The sequence below is a fragment of the Marinobacter orientalis genome (assembly GCF_004792665.1).
In the GTDB taxonomy this organism is placed as follows: domain Bacteria; phylum Pseudomonadota; class Gammaproteobacteria; order Pseudomonadales; family Oleiphilaceae; genus Marinobacter; species Marinobacter orientalis.
Genome location: NZ_SRZX01000001.1, coordinates 798,976 through 817,439, shown reverse-complemented (window position 1 = coordinate 817,439; position 18,464 = coordinate 798,976). Strand labels below are relative to the sequence as shown.

The window sequence follows — 18,464 nt, the reverse complement described above, 5'->3', positions numbered from 1 at the left end:
CAGGCCTCCTCGGCTTCAATGTATGAAGCGATTATAGAAGGCACAATCTGAAAAGCTGTTGATGCAGATCAGTCGTAATCGTATCTTGTTTTACCGTCTGTTAACCAGATTGCCAGGATAAATGTCAGGTACTGGCTGGCTCAAACCGCTGCTGCAGCCAGGATTTGATGTCTTTGGACTCGTACAGCCATTGCTCGCTGCCACTTTCCTCACCAATGAACAGGCAAGGCACTTTGACCTGTCCACCACCTGCGGCAAGGGTTTCACGATTGCTGCCGTTGTGTTGGGCATCGCGGGTTTCAATGGTTAGTCCCAGGCGGGCCATTTCCTTGCGTACGTTGATGCAGAACGGACAGGCGCTGAACTGGTAAAGCGCCAGGTTTTCGCAGGCGTTATCCACACGGGCCTGCTCTTCGGGCGATCGTTCTATACTTTTGGGGGTAGTGATCTTTTCGCTGATCAGCATGAACGGTGTCAGGATCAGGCGAAGAGTGCGGAAAAAATAACGGATGATGAGTCTCATGGACGGTATACGGCTCCGGGTGAAGGGGGTGGGCCGGGGGTATGACCCCACCAGGTACGGGAGCGTCTACAGTATCATTCCGGCCTGTTCCCGGCCAGGTCCGGGGGCACTGGCGAGGAGGTGTATTGCTGTCACCGGGTGTTTCTGCCAATCTCACGTTCATAACAGGAACAGTGCCGGGCGTACCGGTGGTTAACAGGAGAGCAACGAGATGACAGAAGACAAGCGCCGCCGCCATTCGTCCCCAGTAGTGGACGGTCTCGGAAAGTCGGCAAGCCGTGCCATGCTGCGGGCGGTGGGCTTCACTGACGAGGATTTCCGCAAACCACAGATCGGTATTGCCTCCACCTGGAGCAACCTGACGCCCTGCAATATGCACATCAACCAGCTTGCGGAAGAGTCCGCTGCCGGTGCCGATGAGGCTGGTGGCAAGAGCCTGACATTCAATACCATTACCGTGTCCGATGGCATCGCCAATGGTACCGAGGGCATGAAGTACTCGCTGGTATCCCGGGAGGTCATTGCTGACTCCATTGAAACCGTGGCCGGGTGTGAAGGGTTTGACGGGCTGGTAGCCATCGGCGGCTGTGACAAGAACATGCCGGGCTGCATGATGGGGCTGGCGCGGTTGAACCGGCCGTCGGTATTTGTCTACGGCGGCACCATCATGCCAGGGAAGAACCACACCGATATCATCTCCGTGTTCGAGGCAGTGGGGGCCCATGCCCGCGGCGATCTGGACCTGATTGATGTAAAGCAGATTGAGGAAACCGCAATCCCGGGCCCGGGGTCCTGTGGCGGTATGTACACTGCCAACACCATGGCCTCGGCTATTGAGGCGATGGGCATGAGTCTGCCGGGCAGTTCGGCCCAGAACGCCGTTTCCGATACCAAGGCAGCGGACTGCCGGGCGGCGGGCGCCGCGGTACTCAACCTGCTGGACAGGGACATCAAACCCTCGGACATCATGACCCGGGAGGCTTTTGAAAACGCCATCACGGTGGTGATTGCCCTGGGAGGATCCACCAATGCGGTACTGCACCTGCTGGGCATGGCCAGTACGGTCGGAGTTGAGCTGTCGCTGGATGATTTTGTGGAAATTGGCAAGCGGGTACCCGTGCTGGCAGACCTGCGCCCCAGTGGTCATTACATGATGTCGGAGCTGGTGGCGATTGGCGGCATTCAGCCACTGATGAAGATGCTGCTGGACAAGGGCCTGCTCCATGGCGACTGCATGACGGTTACCGGACAGACGCTGGCCCAGAACCTGGGAGATGTGGCGCCCTACCCCGAGAACCAGGACATCATTCACGCTTTTGACAATCCCATCAAGGCAGACAGTCACCTGCGTATTCTTTACGGTAACCTGGCGCCTACCGGTGCAGTGGCCAAGATTACCGGTAAAGAGGGTACCCACTTCACCGGCCGTGCGCGGGTGTTTCACTCCGAGGAAGAGGCCCAGGAGCGGATCATGGATGGTACCGTGGTGGCGGGCGATGTCATTGTGATCCGGTATGAGGGGCCTAAGGGCGGCCCGGGCATGCGGGAGATGCTGACGCCCACTTCTGCAATCATGGGAAAGGGACTCGGCAACGATGTGGCGCTGATTACCGACGGTCGTTTTTCCGGTGGCAGCCACGGCTTCGTGGTTGGCCATATCACTCCGGAAGCGGCTGAAGGCGGGCCACTGGCGCTGGTTGAAAATGGTGACACCATTACCATCGACGCCGTTGCCAACCGTATTGAGCTGGACGTTTCCGGGGAGGAGATGGAGCGTCGCCGGAAAGCATGGTCAGAGCCGGCGCCAAGATTTACCCGCGGGGTACTGGCCAAGTATGCACGAACAGTAGGCTCGGCTTCGGAAGGTGCGGTGACGGATAAGCCGTGACCAGAGCCAGCGGACATTTTCGCTGGTATAGTCGTCGCTTGCACGGATGCGGTAATCGTTTGCGGGCACATACAGAAGGGTTAAAAAGATGATCCGATCAGCCGGTTTACTGGCATGGGCAGTGCTGTTGCTTGTAAAGCTGTCGCCTGCCATCGCTCATGAAAGCTCCGGGCCGGAACGGGCCGAGTTGCAACTGGCCTCGGTCAACGCTGCGGTGGCCTACGCTGATGCAGACGGGCTGGTGTATGGCAAGAATGCCGATCGTGCGGTGCCTATTGCCTCTATTACCAAGCTGATGACGGCACTGGTGGTGATGGAGTCCGGAGAGCCTTTGACCGAATGGCTGGAATTCAGGGAGCGTCATATACCGGCGCCGGCAAACGCCTACACCCGCATTCGCAAAAGCTCCGAGCTGAGACGGGGCGACGTTCTGCGAATTGCATTGATGTCGTCGGAAAACTTTGCAGCCTACACTCTGGCCGGTCACCATCCGGGCGGCTATGACGCCTTTGTCGAGGCGATGAATGCAAAGGCCCGGGAGCTGGGCATGATGAATACCACGTTCGTGGATCCTACCGGGCTTTCGGTTAACAACCGTTCCACGGCAGCGGACCTGGTGCGCCTGGTCAGGGCCTCCAGCAAATATCCCCAGATCCGGGAATATTCCACCACCCGCTACTTTACGGGGCAATTCCGGCAGCCCCGTTACCGCCTTGCGTTCGGCAACACCAATATCCTGGTACACCGCGAGAGCTGGGGCGTCGGAGTCAGCAAGACCGGCTACCTGTCTGCGGCGGGGCGCTGCCTGGTCATGCTCTCGGAAATGGATGGCCGCCCGGTAGTGACCGTATTGCTGGACTCTCTGGGCACCCGCTCACCGATGGGGGACGCCGGGCGTATCAAGCGCTGGCTGACCACGGGGGCGGGCGGTAGCGTGGCTGCATCAGCACGGGCCTATGAGCAGAAGAAGAATGCAGCTTATGCCTCTTCTGACAGCGCCTCTGTCAGCTTGAACTGACAAAGAAGTTTTCAGGATCTACGCCAATGATTGAAATATTCACCACCGGCGGCACCATCGACAAGGTGTACTTTGATGCCAACAGTGAGTTTGAAATCGGAGACAGCCTGGTCGGAGAACTGCTTGCGGAATCCAATATCCGCGACGGATTTTCGGTCACGGGTCTGATGCGAAAGGACAGTCTGGAGATGACGGATGAGGACCGCGACGCGGTCAGAAACGCTGTCAGCCGTTGTCCTGCAGAACATGTTGTCATCACTCACGGCACCGACACCATGGCCGAAACGGCGCGCGCACTGTTATCCGTAAAGGGTAAGACCATTGTGCTCACCGGGGCCATGCAGCCAGCCCGCATGCGTCGCAGTGATGCGGCTTTCAACATCGGTTTTGCCTGGGCAGCGGCCAGGCTGTTATCCCACGGTGTCTATATCGCCATGAACGGAGAGGTGTTCGAGGCCGGTTCCGTTCGCAAGAACCTGAAGGCCCAGCGCTTCGAGCGGACCTGATCAGGCCAGGCAGTCTACTTCAGCGGGGCTGAGTTCGCGGTATTGTCCCGGTGCCAGAGCCGGGTCAAGAATGATGTCGCCGATCCGCCATCGATGAAGCCCGTCCACATGATTGCCCACCGCAGCCAGCATTCGCCGGACCTGATGGTAGCGCCCTTCGGAAATGGTCAGGTCAATCAGCCGGTCGTCCAGTCTCTGCACCCTGGCGGGCGCAGTCGGCCTGGGCTCGTTGCGCAGCGCAACGCCCTGTTCCAACTGCGCAATGGCTGTCGCATCAATGGGTTCGCTGAGGGCGACCCGGTAGGTTTTCGGGCAGTTAACCCTGGGAGACGTTATTCTGTGGGACCATTGGCCGTCGGTGGTCAGCAGCAGCAGGCCGGTGGTGTCGGCATCCAGGCGCCCCGCGATGTGCAGGCCCTGCCGTATCCCGTCTGGCAGGAGGTCCAGTGCAGTTGGCTGCTGGCTGTCCGTGGTGGCACTGATGACACCCCGGGGCTTGTGCAGCATCAGGTAGCGTTCGCCCGGTAATGACAGGGGATGCCCTTCAAGGGTTATTGTGGAGTCGTGAGCCACCGGGGTACCGGCCTTGCGGCAGGTCTGATCATCCACCTTCACCAGGCCGGCGCTGATGGCTTTCTTCGCATCCCGGCGTGACAGGGCTGTGGCGGTGGCTATGAAATAATCCAGGCGCATGCTCAGCTACAGCCTTCTCCCGCTGGCGGCAGGGTCAGGCTGGCAAGGCATATCACCTCGGCCGATCCCGTCATCCGGCTCCACAGCACACCCAGCAGTTCACCTGCAACAGCCGGGCGCTCCAGGCGGGAGCTGGGTTCCGCGGTAAAACCTTCGCCATCATCTTTGGCCAGAACGAAGGTGAACGGGTGCGCCCCGGGAATGCCCAGACGGATATCTGTTGCGGTCAGCCTGCCATTGGTTCTTTCGTAATGCAGGAAACCATCCGTAAACCATTGCAGCCGCCTTCCCTCTTCAAGAGACGCGGCCGCTTCCGCCAGTTCAGGATTGCGGGGGAAGCTTTCCAGGGTGATCGGCCCATCCCCGTCCAGAAACCCGGTGACAATTTCCACACGCTGCTCCTCACCCATAACGGTGACACGCCACAATAGGGTGTTGAAGGGCATTGGCTGCACCATTTTCGGGGCATGCTGAAGACCTTCCTGTGCCAGTGCCGGCTCGACGCGGTCTGAAATGATCTGCTGGGCAGTGACGCTCCAGCCAAGGTACAGCGTTGATAGCGCCAGGCCCACGGTGACGGATCTGGTGTGCGGCCCACGGAACAGGAATGCGAGTACTCCGGCCAGCAGGGGCAGGGTGTACAGGGGGTCGATGATAAAAATACTGTTGATGGCAACCGGCGGCCCAATGGGCCAGAACAACTGGGTACCGTAGGTGGTAAAGGCATCCAGCAGCGGGTGGGTCAGCAGAATCAACGCGCTGACTCCGAACCAGCGCCTGTAACCGAGTATGGGGCGCCAGCGGTAGAGGGCATAGGCGATAAAAAACGACAGCGGAAAAAGAATAAACAGGGAATGGCTGAAGCCCCGGTGCTGGGTAAAGTTGGCCACGGCAGTGCCGTAATCAATAACCACATCCAGATCCGGCAGGGTGCCCAGGGCCGCGCCGATCAGCAACGCCGAACGGCCAAGGGTTTTTCCGGCAACCGCGCCTGCCAGCGAGGCGCCCAGTGCAGCCTGGGTAATCGAGTCCATCGGGCGTTAAACCTTGTCAGTGGAATCCGACAGATAGTATGCGCGGAATTCGCTTTCCGGATCACCGGATGTGGCCGGATCAGAGTGTTACCGCAAGTGATTCCAGAACCGCATCGCCGGGATAACCGTCGGCCACGAGGTCATTAGCGGCCTGATAGTTACGGATAGCGGAGCGGGTATTGGGGCCCATGATTCCGTCTGGCTCCCCGGTGTCGAAGCCTTCGCTGTTCAGGGCTTCCTGGATAGCGATAATATTGTCCCGGGACAATGCGGGCAGGTCCTCCGGAGGCGGATTCTGCAGGGTTCCGGCACCGGCAATACGGTCTGCCAGATGCCCCACTGCGATAGCGTAGAACTCGGAACGGTTCCAGCCCATGATCACGCCAAAGTTCTTGTAGGCCAGAAAAGCTGGTCCGCGATGGCCGGAGGGCACCACCAGGGAGGCCTTGATGGGCTCGTTGGCGAGTGGGTTGCCGAACGCGTCAGTAACGCCCAGTTTCCGCCACTCCTCGAGAGAGAGCTTGCGGCCGTCCGCCAGTTCATAATCAAAGCTGTCTGGCAGCCGAACTTCCCGCCCCCAGCGGTAGTCGCCATCCCAGCCAAGATCCTCCAGGAAGTTGCCTGCTGACATCATGGCATCCGGCAGGCTGTTCCACAGGTCCCGCCGGCCGTCGCCATCGCCATCCACTGCATGGCGCAGGAACACGGTAGGCATGAACTGGACATGCCCCATGGCCCCGGCCCAGGAGCCTTCCATTTGCTCCGCTGCAATGGAGCCTTCATCGATGATCTGCAGGGCGGCAATCAGCTGTTCGGTAAAGAAGGTACTGCGGCGCTGGTCACAGGCCAGTGTCGCCAGGGAGCTGGGTACCGGCATCTTGCCAAAGTAAGCGCCAAAGTTGGTTTCCAGGCCCCAGAAGGCCACCAGGTAGGGGGCGGGTACGCCGGTCTCACGGGTGACACGATCAAGCAGTTGCCGGTGTTCCTGCAGCAGTTCCCGGCCTTTACTGACACGCTGGTCGTTTACCCTGCGGTTCAGGTAGTCGGCAAAGGTGGTGGTGAATTCCGGCTGCCGCCGGTCCAGCTCGATAACACGTTCCAGGTACTCTGCACTTGCCAGTACTTCCGTGGCGGTTTGCGAGGACACGCCGGCATCAATTGCCCGGGTTTCCAGGCGCTCAATACACTGGTAAAAATCCTCCGAGGCTTCGCTGTAAGCCACACCGGGCAGACTTCCGAGGACAAGCAGTCCCGCGAGTGAAAGGTGGCGAATCGTCCGTTTGCCGGTAAAAGCTCCTGGGAATATGGTCGGCACGCTGAACCTCGGTCTGGAGTGGATGTTTCAGGCTCATGGTAGCCTGTTTTCATGGGGCTGAAATACTGTTGTCGTCCGCTTTCAGTGACAATTCTTTAACCTGAGGGTTCCCCAGCTCAGAAGAAGTCGTCAGGCACCGGTCAGGAGCCGGTTTCAGGGACTCTTTCCGCCAGCCGCTCCCGGGGGAAGTGGCAGATAAACTCGCTGCCCTCACCAATATGGCTGCGTATCTCCAGCCGGCCATCATGGTTCAGCAGCACGTGTTTGACAATCGCCAGCCCCAGGCCGGTGCCACCGGTTTCCTTGTGCCGGCTCGGGTCAGCGCGGTAGAAGCGCTCGGTTAGCCGCGGGATATGGACCGGATCAATACCAATACCGGTATCCTTCACTGACAGATGCGCACCCTCGCGATCGGTATTCCAGGTGACGGTAATCTTTCCACCCGCCGGGGTGTATTTCACCGCATTGAAAATCAGGTTGGAAAAGGCGCTTCGCAGCTGACTCTGGTCGCCGGTGAGCAGGTGGCGTTCGCCGATGTTGATGCTGAACTCATGCCCCTGGTCGCCACTGAGGGCTTTGGCGTCGTGGCATATCTGGCTGATCATCGGTTTGACGTCCGTTACCGCATCGCTGATGGTCTGTTCGCCGGTTTCAATCTTTGACAGCAGTATCAGATCGGTAATCAGCGCTTCCATGCGGGACGACTGCTGGGCCATGGTGTTGATCGCGCGCCGCCATTTGGGGGGCAGGTCATCGGCGTTGTCGACCAGGGTTTCCAGGTAACCGCTGATCACCGTCAGCGGTGTTCTCATTTCATGGGAGACGTTGCCAACAAAATCGCGCCGCATCTGTTCGAGCTGGAAGAGCCGGGTCACGTCCTTGGCCACGATCAGGCGATCGTCGTCGCCAAACAGGCTGATCTGAATCTGCAAATGGATATGGGGCCGGGCCGGTGAATTCAGTTCCAGCGGCTCGCGGTAGTCCCTGGAGTCAAAATAGGCCTTGAAAGCCGGATTGCGGATCAGGTTGTGGATGAACTGGCCCTGATCCGAGCTGCGACGAAAGCCCAGCAAATGTTCTGCCGAGCCGTTCCACCACTCCATGGCTCCGCGAGAGTCGGTCATGATGACGCCATCGCGCATGGCATTGGTGGATTCCTGCACCCGGTTGATCTGGGCACGAAGTTTGTCCTGGGTGCGGAGGTGGTTCTGGTGAAGTTTGTGGAGGCCGTCAAACATATCACCCCAGAGCCCCACACTCTGCGGGGCCTCATCGCCGCCATCGGGATTGCCGAGCCAGTGGTAAAGGCGCTTGGCCTGAGCCAGCGTCCACCAGAGGTAGACCAGAAGTCCAATCGTCAGCCCGTACACCGGCTCGCCAAAGAAAAGCCCGACCCCTGTACACGCAATCAGGAATGCGATGATCCATCGCACGTACCTTGACCAATTGTGTTGCATTACTGCTGCCCCTGAGTCAGTTCCGGCCCCTTGCGGGGTTGAGGGCGCCGATTGTGGTTATGCCGCCCTGGTAGAGAACCGGTAGCCGGTGCCACGCACTGTCTGGATCAGGTGATCGTATTGGTCACCAAGGGCCTTGCGCAAGCGGCGTATGTGAACGTCGACCGTCCGCTCCTCAACGTAGACGTTTCCACCCCACACCTGGTCCAGCAGTTGGGAGCGAGTATAGACCCGTTCCTGGTGTGTCATGAAGAACTGGAGCAACCGGTATTCCGTGGGGCCGATGTTCAGAGCCCCGGTTGCAGTGGTGACACGGTGGCCCACCGGGTCCAGTGTCAGGCCGTCCACCTCGATGGGGGTCTCTAAGCCGGGCGGAGTGGCCCGGCGCAGAACGGCCTTGAGCCGGGCTACCAGTTCCCTCGGCGAGAAAGGCTTGGTGATGTAATCGTCCGCGCCCACTTCCAGGCCCTGGATCTTGTTGTCTTCCTCTACTTTGGCGGTGAGCATGATGATGGGGATTTCGGCGGTGGCCTCGTCTTTCTTCAGCCGGCGCGCCAGTTCAACACCGCTGGTGCCGGGAAGCATCCAGTCCAGCAGGATGAGGTCGGGTTGCTTATCGACAATCAGGGCATGCGCTTCACGGGCATCCGCTGCCTCGAGGTAGTTGTAGTCAGCCATCTCGAGGGCAACGGCGATCATTTCGCGGATAGGTGCCTCGTCATCGACAATCAGGACAGTTTTTCCAGTCATCAGCATTAACCTGTGTCAGACCTTGTAATGTTGCTGCCTTATTACAACCGGGTAGTGTTACAAGTATATGACAGGATATGCCTGTGTCCGGATTTGTTAAATCAACGGATGATGAGATCCACCAGCAAGCCGGCGAAAACCGCGAAGCCGGCCCAGTTATTGTTGAGAAATGCCTTGAAGCAGCCATCCCGCTCCCGGTAGCGGGCCAGGTGCTGCTGGAAGACAAACAGGCAGGCCATGGCAACGAGCCCCAGGTAGAAGAAAACGCCCAGCCCGGCGTGCTGGCCCACCAGGATGAGGATCATCACCACAAGGGCCTGGAGTACAGCAATAACAGCCCGGTCGGCCTCGCCGAAAAGAATGGCGGTGGACTTGATGCCGATCCTGATGTCGTCGTCGCGGTCGACCATGGCGTAAAGGGTGTCGTAGGCGACGGTCCATAGCACATTGGCGGTAAACAGCAGCCAGGCTATGCGCGTAACCTCGCCGGCTTCGGCGGCCCAGGCCATGGGGATGGCCCAGGAGAAGGCCGCCCCCAGGAAAAGTTGCGGCAAATGGGTGTAGCGTTTCATGAACGGATAAATGAAGGCCAGTATGACGCCACCGAAAGAGAGGTACAGTGTCAGCGTATTGGTGAACAGCACCACCATCAGAAAGGCCAGCAGGCAAATCCCGGCGAACAGCGCAACGGCTTCCCAGGCTTCAATACGGCCAGAAGTGAGCGGGCGGTCTTTGGTGCGCTTTACATGACGGTCCACCTTGCGGTCGGCGAAATCGTTGATGGCACAGCCCGCAGCCCGCATCAGGAAAACGCCCAGGGTGAATACGATAAAATTGCCGATGTCGGGGAAGCCGTCAGCAGCAAGCCACAGCGCCCAGTAGGTAGGCCACAGTAAAAGCAGGCTGCCGATCGGCCGGTGGAGGCGCAACAGGCGGGCATAGTCTGCGAGGCGGGCCTGGATGTGGACGGGCGCGGCGTTGGGCAGCATGGGCTAGGTCCGTTAGGGTTATGTTCAGGGCGTCGAGGCGGAATTATAGCCAGCGGCGGGGTGGCGTTAAAGGGCGGTGACCGAGGGGGGCCAGGTTTCAGTGGATCAGTGTCGGCAGGAAATACTCACCCACCAGCAGCGCGCGATGACCACTGAAAAACCGCGACCGGCGTGCTGCCAGGGGCTGGGCGTTACAGTTACGATGACACAGGCCTGTCTCGAACGGACCCCTTTGCCATTCGGGATTACTGAACAGATAGGCCCCCAAAGGTCTGCGTCCCAGATTGCGCAGGAGCCGACCCCGCCCCGCCAGGGTCGCCAGGGGAATGACCGTGCGGGCGAGCACCCAGGGAGTGTCATCGCCGTTCAGGCAGACTTCCCGGACCCAGGCATTCTGGCGTAACGGAATACCCAGGGTACGGGCCTCTTCCAGTGTCGGGCGGGCAAAACCTTCCCGGAGAATGTCCACACGGAAGCTCTCACGGCACCGAAGCTGCAATGCCCGGGTCAGCGAGCCCTCAAGTTTCAGCCAGTGGCCAAGCTTGCCGTGAACGGCCGGATTTCTCAGTCCGGCTGCTGAAAATGAGCGGTACCAGTCCGTCGGCGGGATGAGTACGGGCTTAGAGTCCCTTGACGGCATAAATTCCCGGGGCGTTGCGCCAGTAACCTTTGTAGTCCATGCCGTAGCCGAACAGGAAGCGATCTTCCACCTCCAGCCCGGTGAAGTCGGCCTTCAGGTCCGGCCTTGCCTTGCGGTCGTGCTGTTTATCCACCAGCACTGCCGTCAACACTTCACTGGCACCATGGGCGCGGCAGTAATCCGCAATGGCACAGAGCGTCGTACCTTCATCCAGAATGTCGTCGACAATCAGCACGGTGCGGCCATTCATGTCGGCTTCCGGTCGCAGCTTCCATTCCAGTATGCCGCCGGTGGTTTCCTGACGATAGCGGGTGGCATGGAGATATTCCGCCTGTACCGGGAACTTCAGCCGCGGCAACAGCTGGCCGGTAAGAATCAGGCCGCCGTTCATTACGCAGAACAGCAGGGGGTTGGTGTCTTTCAGGCGCCTGCTGATTTCGTCCGCGAGGGACTGAACGGCGGCCTGTACCTGCTGCTCGCTCGCCAGGCAGTCGGCTTCGGCCATTACCTGGTTAAGTTCGGCGAAGGTATCGGTCATAGAGTTCGGGTCCTGTCGTAAAACGGGGGATTATACCGGAGGAGTCGCGCCGAAGGGAGGGGGCGTTCGGCATTGGTCAATGCTGCAGCGGTGGGTATGATGGTTGCCCGTTTGAATCGTGCCGGAAAAGCATATGAAACACTTGCGTGCATTATTGTCTGACAATTAGTATCGCGCCCTGATGAGATTTGGAGGAATGGCATGAAGAAGTGGCAATGCGTTGTGTGCGGATTTATCTATGATGAGGCAGAAGGCTGGCCGGATGATGGTATTGCGCCCGGAACTGCCTGGGAAGATGTGCCGGATGACTGGGAATGCCCCGACTGTGGCGTGGGCAAGGAAGATTTTGAAATGATCGAGATGGGCTGACAAGGCCGTCAGGAAAACCGGGCTGGAGAGCGGGTCATGAGTACAGAAGCACCCATTGTGATTGTGGGCACCGGACTGTCGGGTTACACCCTGGCGAAAGAAATCCGTAAGCAGGATCAGGAAACGCCGATTGTCATGGTTACCGCGGACGATGGCTCCAGTTATTCCAAGCCCATGCTCTCGACCGGCTTTACCAAAGGCAAGGAAGCGGATGAGCTGGCCCAGGCGTCCCCGGACGCCATGGCCGGGCAACTGAATCTGGAGTTGCGCACCTACACCTCCGTCACCGGTATTGATCCGGACGCCCACGAGCTGGTGCTGGGGGATGAGCGTCTGGCCTACAGCAAACTGGTTCTGGCCTGGGGTGCGGACGTAATCCGCCTGTCTATCCCCGGTGACGGCCAGGAGCATGTGTTTCCCATTAACGATCTGATGGACTACCGCGCTTTCCGCAAGGCTCTGCAGGGTAAGAAGCGGGTGGCCATCATGGGTGCCGGCCTGATCGGTTGCGAGTTTGCCAATGACTTGCGAAACGGCGGCTACGACGTGGATGTGATTGCCCCTTCCAATACCCTGATGCCGGGGCTGTTGCCGCCTGCTGCCGCGGAAGCGGTGCGCAGTGGCCTTGAAGGCCTGGGGGTGAGGTTTCATCTGGAAACAGTGGTGGAGCATGTTGCTGCGCGGGAAAATGGCGCGAGCCTGACGCTGGCCAATGGCGAACATCTGGACACCGATCTGGTGATTTCTGCTGTGGGGCTGCGGCCCCGGACGGAGCTGGCTGCCGCGGCTGGCCTTGAGATTAACCGCGGAATCGTGGTGAATCGGGCGCTGGAAACATCCGCACCGGATATTTATGCCCTGGGAGACTGTGCTGAAGTGGATGGCCACGTCATGCTCTACGTTCTGCCACTGATGGCCTGCGCCCGCGCCCTGGCGAAAACCCTGTCGGGGGAACGAACCGAGGTGAAGTACGGCACCATGCCGGTCATGGTCAAGACACCCTGCTGCCAGACAGCCGTCTGTCCGCCACCGCCTGACGCGTCGGGCACCTGGGAGGTGGATGCCGAGGGCCAGGATGTTCGGGCCCTGTTCAGGAGTGGGTCTGGCGAGATCCTGGGGTTCGCGGTTACTGGCCGTTATGCGGTGGAGAAGCAGGCCCTGTCAAAAGAAGTGCCACCAATCCATAATTGATCAGTGGTACCGGGATTGCGAAAATTCCCGGCTTGCGGTAGAAAGTGATTCGTGAGCTAACGAAATTGACAGGAGCGGGCATGCTGGAAGTAACCAGAAAACTGGTGGATCTGCTGGATCTTTCCCCGATCGGTGACGATCACTTCCAGGGTGAGAGTGAAGATCTCGGCTTTCCCAATGTGTTTGGTGGCCAGGTCCTGGGCCAGGCCCTGATGGCCGCAAGCCGTACAGTGGAGGGGCGCCTGCCCCATTCCCTGCATACCTATTTCCTGCGGCCGGGCAACCAGAGCATGCCCATTGATTATGAAGTACAGCGGGTTCGTGACGGCGGCAGTTTTTCCGTACGTCGGGTGATTGCGCGCCAGAATGGCAAGGAAATTCTCACCGGCTCCATGTCATTCCAGGGTGCGGAGGAAGGCTTTGAGCATCAACTGGAAATGCCGGCGGCACCGGACCCTGAGAGTCTCAAGTCCGAGCAGGAATATGGCAAGTTGCTGGCGCCCCACGTGCCAGAGCATTTCCGGGAAATTCTGACCAGGGATCGCCCTATCGAGATCCGGCCCGTAGACCCGGTCAACCCGCTGAAGCCGGAGCCCCGTCCCCCCTATAAACAGAGCTGGTTCCGTACCCAGGGCCATCTCCCGGATGACCCCGTGCTACACCGGTGCCTGCTGACCTACGCGTCTGATTTCTCGTTCCTGGGAACCTCCCTGAACCCCCATGGCGTGACCTTCATGAGCAGCAAGTTGCAGGTAGCCAGCCTCGACCATTCCATCTGGTTCCATCGCGAGTTCCGTATGGACGAATGGCTGCTCTACGACAAGGACAGCCCCAGCGCGTCCGGCGGGCGTGGCTTCAATCGCGGTAACTTTTTCGATCAACAGGGACGGCTGGTGGCGTCAACAACGCAGGAAGCATTGATTCGCCATCGGAGTCAGCCGGGCAGCCCCGGCTAGCGCGGCTTAAAGATCTTTCACCCACTGGCGGGCCCAGGGACCGGCTTCGGCTTCCGGTTCGGTGGTTTCCAGGGCATCGATGCGCAGAGTGTCACCAACTTTCCGCGCCGAGGTTTCGTAAAAGGCCTCTTCCATCAGCTCGCCGGCACCGCAAAACGTGTCCCCGTAGGAGCTGTCGCCCAGTACGATGACACCGAAAGGGCGTCCCGGTTGCTGCGGCAGCTCCTCACGGAGTCTCAGGTAAAACGGCAGCAGGTTGGGGGGAACTTCGCCCTGTCCCGTGGTGGACGTGCAGATCAATACCGGATCGTCGTTACCGGATATGTCCTCCAGCTCCGGATTTTCAAGGACGATGATCTGATGCCCCTCCCGTTCCAGGTTTTTTTTCAGTGAACGCGCCGTCAGCAGCGCGCCACCGTAGACGCTGCCAACCAGAATCCGGATTGATGCCATGAGTGGTCCTGTTCATTGAATTGCGGGACGATAATAGCGACTGGACGGGTGCGCCTCAAGCGCCGGTGAGGGAGATGGCTGTTCGGTGGAAACTGTACCTCCATTACCGTCACAATTGCGATAATGACGGTTTTGTTTCATTTTCATGGCAAAAAAATTATAGTTGCGCCTGTGTAAAAGCTGAAAAGCCGCCTTCTGTATTCCCCTATTGCGAGACCTGATGTGTTATGGCCAGCAAAATCGGATTCCTTGATACTCTTCTGACCAGCCCCTCCACTGAGCGTTACCGCGTCGGAATCAGTTTCCTGTTTCTGTTTTTTATCTTCCTCGCGGTAGGGCAGATCAGTAGTGGCATGCCCAACAGCATGCTGTTGATGGCCGCCGCGGTCATTGGCGGCTATATGGCCATCAATATCGGTGCCAACGACGTGGCCAACAATGTCGGCCCTGCTGTGGGATCGGGGGCGCTATCGCTGGGCGGTGCCGTTGTCATTGCCGCGGTGTTCGAGGCTGCCGGCGCCATTATTGCTGGCGGTGACGTGGTTTCCACCATCAAGGGCGGCATTATCGCCGCTGACCGGCTGGAGGATGTGGAGACTTTTGTCTGGCTGATGACAGCGGCCCTGCTTGCCGGCGCCCTTTGGCTGAACCTGGCCACCTGGATGGGCGCGCCGGTTTCCACCACACATTCCATTGTCGGTGGCGTTCTGGGTGCCGGTATCGCCGCGGGCGGTTGGGGCATAGCTGACTGGGCGGTGATGAGCAAGATAGTTGCGAGCTGGGTTATTTCGCCGGTGATGGGTGGCGTGCTGGCGGCCCTGTTCCTGTTTGCCATCAAAAAGACAGTGCTGTACCGGCAGAACGTGGTTTCTGCCGCCCGAACCTTTGTGCCCTGGCTGGTGGCCATTATGGCCTGGGCGTTTGGTACCTACCTGATGGTCAAAGGGGTGAAGAAGATTGTCAGTGTCGACTTCCTCGGTGCTTCTATCGTTGGTCTGGCACTGGCGGTCGTCGTTTTTATCGCCATGAGAACCCTCGTTGGCCGCCGTGCCGCGACCATGGAAAACAGCACCGCTGGCGTGAACGAGCTCTTCGTCTGGCCGATGATTTTCGCCGCGGCACTGCTCAGCTTTGCCCATGGTGCCAACGACGTGGCCAACGCCATCGGCCCGCTGGCGGCAATCAACGATGCGCTCTCGGCAGAAGCGGTGGTAACCTCCGCGGCCATCCCGCTATGGGTTATGTTGGTGGGTGCAATCGGGCTGGCAGTGGGCCTGATGCTGTTCGGCCCGCGGCTGATCAAGACGGTTGGCAGCGAAATCACCGAACTGGATAAAACCCGTGCATTCTGCATTGCCCTGTCAGCGGCTCTCACAGTGATCATCGCCTCACAGCTGGGGCTGCCGGTCAGTTCAACCCATATTGCCGTAGGTGGCGTGTTTGGTGTGGGCTTCCTGCGGGAATACCTGAAGTCGAACTACGCGACCCAGCTTCACAACATCATGGACAGTCATGAAGAAGAGGAGCGTGAGCGTTTGCGTCCGTTCCTCGAAGATTTCCGCAACGCCTCTGTTGAGGAAATGGAAAACCTGCTCCAGCAGGCCAAGCAAAAGAAGCAGGTGCCCCTGTCCAAGAAAGAGCGTAAGCGCCTCAAGAAGATCTACCGCGAGGAAATGGTCAAGCGCTCCCACCTGACCCGTATCGTTGCTGCCTGGATTATCACCGTGCCCGTGTCGGCCTGCATGGCGGCGATCCTGTTCTACACGTTACGCGGCTTTCTGATGTAATGGATCGCCTGCGCTGGTTGTCAGCTGCCGGTTTGATCCATACTATTCCCTATACGGGAGGCGCTTGCCTCCCTCAATATTGCAACCTGTCCGGGGATTGATCATGAGTTCAGCAGAGCAAAGCCGTCAGGCAAAGGTCATTGACGAGCTCAGGGTATTTATCAAGAAGGTTCTGAGCGACCCGACAATCGCCGTGAAGTCGGTGGAAATTGCCCGTAAATACCGCAATCAGCCCAATGCCAATGAGCTGATTGCCCGGGAGATAAGCGCCAATACGACGATCCGCATTCCGGAGAACTGGAGCAGCGCCGATCACATGTTTCTCGAGATTCTGGACGAAGTTCTGGATGATGAAGAGGCGCTTTACTGATTCCCGGGCTTACTTCAACCCGGAGTAGGTGAACGGGGCGAAACAGGCTTCCAAAACACGCCGTTAATACCTCCCTGTACGCTCGGCTCCGCCATCCATGGCTCCGCACGGTTTTGGAAGCCTGTTCCGCCCCGTTCACGGCGAATCCGGGGCATGACGCCGCGAATTCAGGCGGAGTGCTGCCGCGCTCGTGGTTTCTAACAGGTGGTGTGATGTCAGGCCTGATGAACCCCGGACTGATGCAGCTTCAGCACGGCGTCGGCCATCTGGTCGAGGATGCTGATCTCGTCCTGGATGCCTTCATCCCCTGACAGCTCCCGCTGCTCCTTCAGTATGTCTGCCAGGATTTCCTTTGTGGTTAACGGGTTCGCCAGGACGACGCGGAACACGATGCAGGGAAAGTTGAAATAGCGTGCCGGCTCGAGGCGTGTCCGGGAGACGAATGCCTTGCCCCGCTCCCGCTGGGTTTTCTGCAGGAACTTGGTAATGCGGTTCAGGGAAGTGTTCAGCCGTTCGACCTGCAAGGGGTCGGCGACAGAGAGCGCTTTTTGCACCTTTTCCGGACAATAGCGGTAAGTCAGAATATTGAGCTCGGGCCGGGTGATCAGTTCGAAATCCGCCTCTGCATCAATCATTTCTGCGAAGGTTTTAGCCTTGTCGATGCCCTGATCGATAAGGATTTCATACCCCTCCCGCGCCAGGATCTTCAGGCCTGACTGGATCAGCATCGACATGCCCGGCCTTGAACCTTCCAGGGTAGTGCTGCCCAGGTCCCGCGAGCCCTTACGGATAATGTACTGGGCGTGGTGCTCAACGGCGCTGGCCAGGCCGGGGTCACGGAACACCACCAGGCCCGCACCCATGGGGACGTAGAGCTGTTTGTGGGCGTCAAAGGTTACCGAGTCTGCTTTTTCGATCCCCCTCAACAGGTACCGGTGGCTGCGGGAAAACAGCGTTGGCCCGCCCCATGCAGCGTCCACGTGGAAGTGGGCGCCGAATTCCCGGGCAATGTCTGACATGGCATCCAGCGGGTCGACGTTACCGGTTTCAGTGGTGCCGGCGATGCCGCAAATGGCCATGACCCGGATTTTCTGGCGATGCAGTTCCAGGCACTTCTCCCGCAGGGCGTCGGTGTTGATGCGGTTGTCGTCATCGGTGTCAACGGGTACCAGAAACTCGCGACCCAGGCCCAGTACATCCGCAGCTTTGCGCAGGGAGTAGTGGCCACGCCGCGATACCAGTATCGCGGCGCCTTCACAGCCGTAATATCGCAGGGCCCGGAACAGGCCTTCCTCGTGGATGCCGCGGAAGCTGCCTTCGGCGGGGAAGGCGTTGTTGCGGGCTACCCACAGTGCCGTCAGGTTGGCGACGGTGCCGCCCGAGCACATGGCGCCAAGGGCGTGGCGGGGGTCGTGCATCCATTTGCGGTAAAAGGCGCCGTCCTGTTCGTAGACCAGCCGGTGGATCATGCCCAGCACCTGGCGCTCCATGGGGGTAAAGGCCTTGGAGGTTTCGGTCTTCACCAGGTTCTGGTTGAGGGCAATCATGATTTTGGACAGCGGCAGCATGAAGTAGGGCAATGCCGATGTCATGTGGCCGATAAAGCTCGGAGACGCCGTATGTACGGAGTTCGCCACCAGTTTGTCGAGCAGGAACTGGGCCTGTTCGGAGACGAAAACCGGTTTTTCGGGTATGGCGTAGTCCGAGAAGTCTTTCTCGACGTCGGAAAGATCCCGCTCGACCGCAACGATGTGTTCCTGCAGGAATCCGGCAAGGTTGCGGGATATGTTCTGGTCAATCCGGCTCAGGGTGGATTCAGGTGCCTCGGGCACGGTAAATACACGATACATGGCCTCTACCGAGGCCTGGGCGGATTTTTTCTTTCCGGTCATAGGTGCCACACACTATCAGTGGTCATCCACAGGGCCTGTTCCGGATGCACTGCGGATACGGTCGGAAACTCTGGGCTCCGACGTCGGTAACTTGC

General features: G+C 59.2%; 19 protein-coding genes. 8 read left to right on the top strand and 11 right to left on the bottom strand.

Annotation, left to right across the window (positions count from 1 at the left end; translation table 11 throughout):
* Positions 1–124: 124 nt before the first annotated feature.
* On the bottom strand, positions 125–523 hold the full coding sequence (locus DIT72_RS03910; RefSeq protein ID WP_135953869.1) for a glutaredoxin family protein: 399 nt from the start codon (positions 521–523) through the stop codon (positions 125–127).
* A gap of 211 nt (positions 524–734) precedes the next feature.
* On the opposite strand from DIT72_RS03910, the gene ilvD reads away from it, so the two are divergent.
* The 3 genes from ilvD to DIT72_RS03895 all read left to right on the top strand — a co-directional run bounded on the left by ilvD (position 735) and on the right by DIT72_RS03895 (position 3,935).
* Positions 735–2,411, top strand: a complete 1,677-nt coding sequence (gene ilvD / locus DIT72_RS03905) for a dihydroxy-acid dehydratase (protein ID WP_135953868.1) — start codon at positions 735–737, stop codon at positions 2,409–2,411.
* Positions 2,412–2,499: 88 nt separating this feature from the next.
* Positions 2,500–3,429: a D-alanyl-D-alanine endopeptidase gene (pbpG, locus tag DIT72_RS03900; protein WP_169449978.1), complete on the top strand. Its 930-nt coding sequence runs from the start codon at positions 2,500–2,502 to the stop codon at positions 3,427–3,429.
* Positions 3,430–3,455: 26 nt separating this feature from the next.
* Complete coding sequence (locus DIT72_RS03895) at positions 3,456–3,935, top strand: asparaginase domain-containing protein (RefSeq protein ID WP_135953867.1); 480 nt, start codon at positions 3,456–3,458, stop codon at positions 3,933–3,935.
* Here DIT72_RS03895 and DIT72_RS03890 read toward each other — a convergent pair whose 3' ends face one another.
* The 8 genes from DIT72_RS03890 to DIT72_RS03855 all read right to left on the bottom strand — a co-directional run bounded on the left by DIT72_RS03890 (position 3,936) and on the right by DIT72_RS03855 (position 11,351).
* The gene (locus tag DIT72_RS03890) at positions 3,936–4,628 is read right to left on the bottom strand and encodes a pseudouridine synthase (RefSeq protein ID WP_135953866.1); all 693 of its coding nucleotides are present in this window, start codon (positions 4,626–4,628) and stop codon (positions 3,936–3,938) included.
* Between the two features lie 2 nt (positions 4,629–4,630).
* Complete coding sequence (locus DIT72_RS03885; protein ID WP_135953865.1) at positions 4,631–5,662, bottom strand: metal-dependent hydrolase; 1,032 nt, start codon at positions 5,660–5,662, stop codon at positions 4,631–4,633.
* Between the two features lie 79 nt (positions 5,663–5,741).
* On the bottom strand, positions 5,742–6,884 hold the full coding sequence (locus tag DIT72_RS03880) for a lytic murein transglycosylase (protein ID WP_228260723.1): 1,143 nt from the start codon (positions 6,882–6,884) through the stop codon (positions 5,742–5,744).
* A gap of 233 nt (positions 6,885–7,117) precedes the next feature.
* Entirely contained in the window at positions 7,118–8,434 is a 1,317-nt protein-coding gene (gene phoR / locus DIT72_RS03875; protein ID WP_135953864.1) for a phosphate regulon sensor histidine kinase PhoR, read from the bottom strand.
* 57 nt (positions 8,435–8,491) lie between these two features.
* The gene (gene phoB, locus DIT72_RS03870; RefSeq protein WP_135953863.1) at positions 8,492–9,184 is read right to left on the bottom strand and encodes a phosphate regulon transcriptional regulator PhoB; all 693 of its coding nucleotides are present in this window, start codon (positions 9,182–9,184) and stop codon (positions 8,492–8,494) included.
* A gap of 101 nt (positions 9,185–9,285) precedes the next feature.
* Positions 9,286–10,173 carry a 4-hydroxybenzoate octaprenyltransferase gene (ubiA, locus tag DIT72_RS03865; protein ID WP_135953862.1) on the bottom strand — a complete coding sequence of 296 codons (888 nt, stop codon included), beginning with the start codon at positions 10,171–10,173 and terminating at the stop codon, positions 9,286–9,288.
* A gap of 97 nt (positions 10,174–10,270) precedes the next feature.
* On the bottom strand, positions 10,271–10,813 hold the full coding sequence (locus DIT72_RS03860) for a chorismate--pyruvate lyase family protein (protein WP_135953861.1): 543 nt from the start codon (positions 10,811–10,813) through the stop codon (positions 10,271–10,273).
* Positions 10,794–11,351, bottom strand: a complete 558-nt coding sequence (locus DIT72_RS03855; RefSeq protein WP_135953860.1) for a hypoxanthine-guanine phosphoribosyltransferase — start codon at positions 11,349–11,351, stop codon at positions 10,794–10,796. Before DIT72_RS03855 ends, DIT72_RS03860 begins: the two co-directional genes overlap by 20 nt.
* 201 nt (positions 11,352–11,552) lie before the next feature.
* On the opposite strand from DIT72_RS03855, the gene rubA reads away from it, so the two are divergent.
* From rubA to tesB, 3 genes are all read left to right on the top strand, one after another.
* Positions 11,553–11,720 (top strand): rubredoxin RubA, encoded by a 168-nt coding sequence (rubA, locus tag DIT72_RS03850; protein ID WP_135953859.1) that lies wholly within the window; start codon positions 11,553–11,555, stop codon positions 11,718–11,720.
* A 36-nt stretch (positions 11,721–11,756) separates the two neighbouring features.
* Positions 11,757–12,911: an NAD(P)/FAD-dependent oxidoreductase gene (locus DIT72_RS03845; protein WP_135953858.1), complete on the top strand. Its 1,155-nt coding sequence runs from the start codon at positions 11,757–11,759 to the stop codon at positions 12,909–12,911.
* 80 nt (positions 12,912–12,991) lie between these two features.
* Positions 12,992–13,867 (top strand): acyl-CoA thioesterase II, encoded by an 876-nt coding sequence (gene tesB / locus DIT72_RS03840; RefSeq protein WP_135953857.1) that lies wholly within the window; start codon positions 12,992–12,994, stop codon positions 13,865–13,867.
* Between the two features lie 6 nt (positions 13,868–13,873).
* On the opposite strand, the gene DIT72_RS03835 is transcribed toward tesB, so the two are convergent.
* Complete coding sequence (locus DIT72_RS03835; protein WP_135953856.1) at positions 13,874–14,320, bottom strand: flavodoxin; 447 nt, start codon at positions 14,318–14,320, stop codon at positions 13,874–13,876.
* 227 nt (positions 14,321–14,547) lie between these two features.
* Between DIT72_RS03835 and DIT72_RS03830 the strand changes: the two genes are divergently transcribed.
* Entirely contained in the window at positions 14,548–16,107 is a 1,560-nt protein-coding gene (locus tag DIT72_RS03830; RefSeq protein WP_135953855.1) for an inorganic phosphate transporter, read from the top strand.
* A 103-nt stretch (positions 16,108–16,210) separates the two neighbouring features.
* Complete coding sequence (locus DIT72_RS03825) at positions 16,211–16,477, top strand: hypothetical protein (protein ID WP_114611307.1); 267 nt, start codon at positions 16,211–16,213, stop codon at positions 16,475–16,477.
* Between the two features lie 215 nt (positions 16,478–16,692).
* Here the strand turns inward: DIT72_RS03825 and panP are convergent, their stop codons facing one another.
* Entirely contained in the window at positions 16,693–18,369 is a 1,677-nt protein-coding gene (panP, locus tag DIT72_RS03820) for a pyridoxal-dependent aspartate 1-decarboxylase PanP (protein WP_135953854.1), read from the bottom strand.
* Positions 18,370–18,464 lie beyond the last annotated feature (95 nt).